Genomic DNA, 3818 nt, shown 5'->3' with positions numbered 1-3818 from the left:
GTAAGCGCCTAATCTCAGTACGCTAGATAAAAAATAACATCCAGATGCTAGTCTGATCTGGATGCAAGCATTTTACTTTATTTTATTTTTACAGGTATTGATAACCTCCTGGTTCCATGGGGCTAATAATGCTAACTGGTCATCGGTCATATTTTTATCTGGACGGTGTTCCAGGATATAGGTCAGATATTTAAAAATGTTGAGGTCATGAGCTTTTGCCATCTCGACCATAGTATATGCTACAGCACTTGCATTCGCACCTTCGGGTGTTGCGCAAAATAACCAGTTTCGTCTTCCTACTGTGAAAGGCCGGATGGAATTCTCGCTTAAATTGTTAGATAAACTGCAGTGTCCATCTTCCAGATACGTATATAGATACTGTTTCCGATTTTGGGCATACTTCACCGCTTTATCCAGTCTGGAATTGACAACTGGATGTTGTTTTTCAAGCCATTCAAAGAAACTATCTATCGCTGGTTTGGATTTCTTCAGCCTGTATTCTTTACGTTGTTCAAAGCTGTATCCATGCTCCTTGCAGTATCTTTCATGCATAAACAGCTTGTCGCAATACTGTACTGCCTGGACTGCAGGATCACTTAAGTCATCCTGCTTTCCTTTTGGGATGGCATCCATAAAATATCTCCGAACATGGGACCAACAGCAACAGCGTTTGATGTTTTCCAGATTGTTATATCCCTGATATCCATCTGTTTCGAGATATCCGCCGTGATACCCTTTCAGGAACTTCTCGATATTGTACCTTGCCCTTGTCTCGGTATATCCGAAAGTGATGACCGGAGGGAGACCGTCTTCCCCGGATCTTACCAGCCACATATAGGATTGTGACTGTGCACGGCGTTCTGGTTCTTTCAGTACCTGGACCCTGGTCTCATCTGCCATCAGGAATTCCCTTTTCAGGAGTTCCCGGTGGAAATATCCGTATAAATGGATAAAGTACCGGTCCACGCAGTTTATGATCCAGTTTGCAATGGTCGTCCTGGAAAGCTCCACTCCGAACTGGAGCCAGTCTTTTTCCTGACGGTACAGGGGAAGTGAAAGGGCATATTTCTGATAGATGCACCATGAGACTACCGACGGAGATGCCGGGCCATGGGGGATCAGCGCCGGAGGGACCACAGACTTCACAAATTTATAATTGTTCTGGTCCAGATTGTATCCTTCCGTGCAAGAAGGGCACTTATAAGTCGTGCGGTAATATTTGACCAGTTTGAGGGTTGCCGGGATATATACCAGTTCTTCCCTGACATATTCCTTCCCAACACGGACAAGTCTGGTCCCACAGTCCGGACAGGACTGTTCGGATTCCGGGAGCGGGACCTCGACCACTTCTGTCGGAAGATCCTTATATTTTTCTGCGTTTGTTTTCCTGCTTTTCCGGACATGCTCCTTCACAACAACGACCTGTTCCTGCTCTGCCGCTTTTGGGTCATGGTGATACTCTGCTTCATCAAAGATCTGGGCATACATATCAAAGAGCGTGAGCTGTCCGTCAGCCTGCGGTGTTTCCGGCTTCCTGCGTTTTTCGCTGGATGCCCCGTAAAGCTGTTTTTTCAGGTACTCGATCGTTTCCTGCCTCTGGGCTGCAAGCTGGTTGGCTGCATCCAGGGAGGCCTTCAGGGCAGTGATCATCTGTGTCTGGAGTTCGACCGTTTTTTTCAGTTGCTGCATCATATCTTTCAGCTCCCGGAGCTGAAGTTCTCTTGGGTCAGAAGCCATGTCTCTTTTGTCCTTTCTATGGTTATATTATACCATATGCCGGCGTATAAGACCACAGAAATACGGCTTAAAATAGGGATATTTTGAGATTTTCAAGGTTCATTCCCGACATTAAGGGGCAGGACTTTTATGACCAGACGGCAACGGCTTGAACGCCTTTGGCTGCTCGATCTCAAGCCCGGACATGAGCCAGTCGAACTGCTGCCAGGTAAGCTGTCTTACCTCTTCATGGTTCCTTGGCCATCGGAACCTGCCATCGACAGAAAGCCTCTTATACAGAAGGACAATGCCGTCTTTTTCATACAAGATCGCCTTGATCCTGTCATGGCGCCTTCCGCAGAAGAGGAACAGGGCATTATCGTCTTTGCCCATATGGAGTTTATCTTCGATAATGGCACAGAGTCCGTCGATCTGTTTGCGCATATCGGTACGGCCACATACGATATAGATCGAATCAACCTGGCTGATATCCGCTAGCATGACGCGTCATCCTTTAACATCTGAATCGTCTGTGCAAGCAGGACCGGGTCAATATCATTTGCTACAAAAACACTTGCACTTCCAATATGAAGTTCCAGGGAATGGCGAAAACCTGCAGCAGTATCATTATCATCGCCCACATGATATTCCTGTCTGGGGAGTTTTACAGACTCTTCGACCAGTTCGATTTTGACAACATCCTGCCTGGGTGCTGCTGTATAAGTGTCTCTGCTCGCAGGTTTAGGAATAGCATATGTGCCTGCCTTCCGGAGACGCTTCACCCAGTTATAGAAAGTGCCGGGTTTGATATCGTGTTCCAGACACCAGTTATAGTCAGAAAGGCCGCTCTGGCGGCATTCCAAGACCAGCTGGTATTGTTTTTCGATTGGAATAGGTTTTGCTCGCATAAGATACCTCCCATAAATAAAGTAAAACGCTTGCTCTTTAGCAAAGATTAGAGCAAAGTGCTTGCTTATAATTATGGCACAGAAATGCGAAGCTAGGAATGCGCATAGAAGATTAGGCGCTTACGTTGCTGCATCATATCTTTCAGCTCCCGGAGCTGAAGTTCTCTTGGGTCAGAAGCCATGTCTCTTTTGTCCTTTCTATGGTTATATTATACCATATGCCGGCGTATAAGACCACAGAAATACGGCTTAAAATAGGGATATTTTGAGATTTTCAAGGTTCATTCCCGACATTAAGGGGCAGGACTTTTATGACCAGACGGCAACGGCTTGAACGCCTTTGGCTGCTCGATCTCAAGCCCGGACATGAGCCAGTCGAACTGCTGCCAGGTAAGCTGTCTTACCTCTTCATGGTTCCTTGGCCATCGGAACCTGCCATCGACAGAAAGCCTCTTATACAGAAGGACAATGCCGTCTTTTTCATACAAGATCGCCTTGATCCTGTCATGGCGCCTTCCGCAGAAGAGGAACAGGGCATTATCGTCTTTGCCCATATGGAGTTTATCTTCGATAATGGCACAGAGTCCGTCGATCTGTTTGCGCATATCGGTACGGCCACATACGATATAGATCGAATCAACCTGGCTGATATCCGCTAGCATGACGCGTCATCCTTTAACATCTGAATCGTCTGTGCAAGCAGGACCGGGTCAATATCATTTGCTACAAAAACACTTGCACTTCCAATATGAAGTTCCAGGGAATGGCGAAAACCTGCAGCAGTATCATTATCATCGCCCACATGATATTCCTGTCTGGGGAGTTTTACAGACTCTTCGACCAGTTCGATTTTGACAACATCCTGCCTGGGTGCTGCTGTATAAGTGTCTCTGCTCGCAGGTTTAGGAATAGCATATGTGCCTGCCTTCCGGAGACGCTTCACCCAGTTATAGAAAGTGCCGGGTTTGATATCGTGTTCCAGACACCAGTTATAGTCAGAAAGGCCGCTCTGGCGGCATTCCAAGACCAGCTGGTATTGTTTTTCGATTGGAATAGGTTTTGCTCGCATAAGATACCTCCCATAAATAAAGTAAAACGCTTGCTCTTTAGCAAAGATTAGAGCAAAGTGCTTGCTTATAATTATGGCACAGAAATGCGAAGCTAGGAATGCGCATAGAAGATTAGGCGCTTACC

General features: G+C 46.5%; 5 protein-coding genes. All 5 read right to left on the bottom strand.

Annotation, left to right across the window (positions count from 1 at the left end; genetic code table 11):
- Positions 1–72 precede the first annotated feature (72 nt).
- A complete protein-coding gene (gene tnpC, locus JQM82_RS14630) occupies positions 73–1737 on the bottom strand; it encodes an IS66 family transposase (protein WP_235251136.1) in 1665 nt (554 codons plus the stop codon).
- Positions 1738–1848: 111 nt separating this feature from the next.
- Positions 1849–2160, bottom strand: a complete 312-nt coding sequence (gene tnpB / locus JQM82_RS16640; protein WP_420370611.1) for an IS66 family insertion sequence element accessory protein TnpB — start codon at positions 2158–2160, stop codon at positions 1849–1851.
- Positions 2161–2210: 50 nt separating this feature from the next.
- Positions 2211–2624, bottom strand: a complete 414-nt coding sequence (gene tnpA / locus JQM82_RS14620) for an IS66 family insertion sequence element accessory protein TnpA (RefSeq protein WP_235251134.1) — start codon at positions 2622–2624, stop codon at positions 2211–2213.
- Between the two features lie 293 nt (positions 2625–2917).
- Positions 2918–3229 (bottom strand): IS66 family insertion sequence element accessory protein TnpB, encoded by a 312-nt coding sequence (gene tnpB / locus JQM82_RS16635; RefSeq protein ID WP_420370611.1) that lies wholly within the window; start codon positions 3227–3229, stop codon positions 2918–2920.
- A gap of 50 nt (positions 3230–3279) precedes the next feature.
- Positions 3280–3693 carry an IS66 family insertion sequence element accessory protein TnpA gene (gene tnpA / locus JQM82_RS14610; RefSeq protein WP_235251134.1) on the bottom strand — a complete coding sequence of 138 codons (414 nt, stop codon included), beginning with the start codon at positions 3691–3693 and terminating at the stop codon, positions 3280–3282.
- Positions 3694–3818: the final 125 nt, after the last annotated feature.

The sequence above is a fragment of the Faecalicatena contorta genome (genome assembly GCF_021531995.1).
In the GTDB taxonomy this organism is placed as follows: Bacteria; Bacillota; Clostridia; order Lachnospirales; family Lachnospiraceae; genus Dorea_A; species Dorea_A contorta_A.
This window is presented reverse-complemented; position numbering and strand designations above follow the sequence as displayed.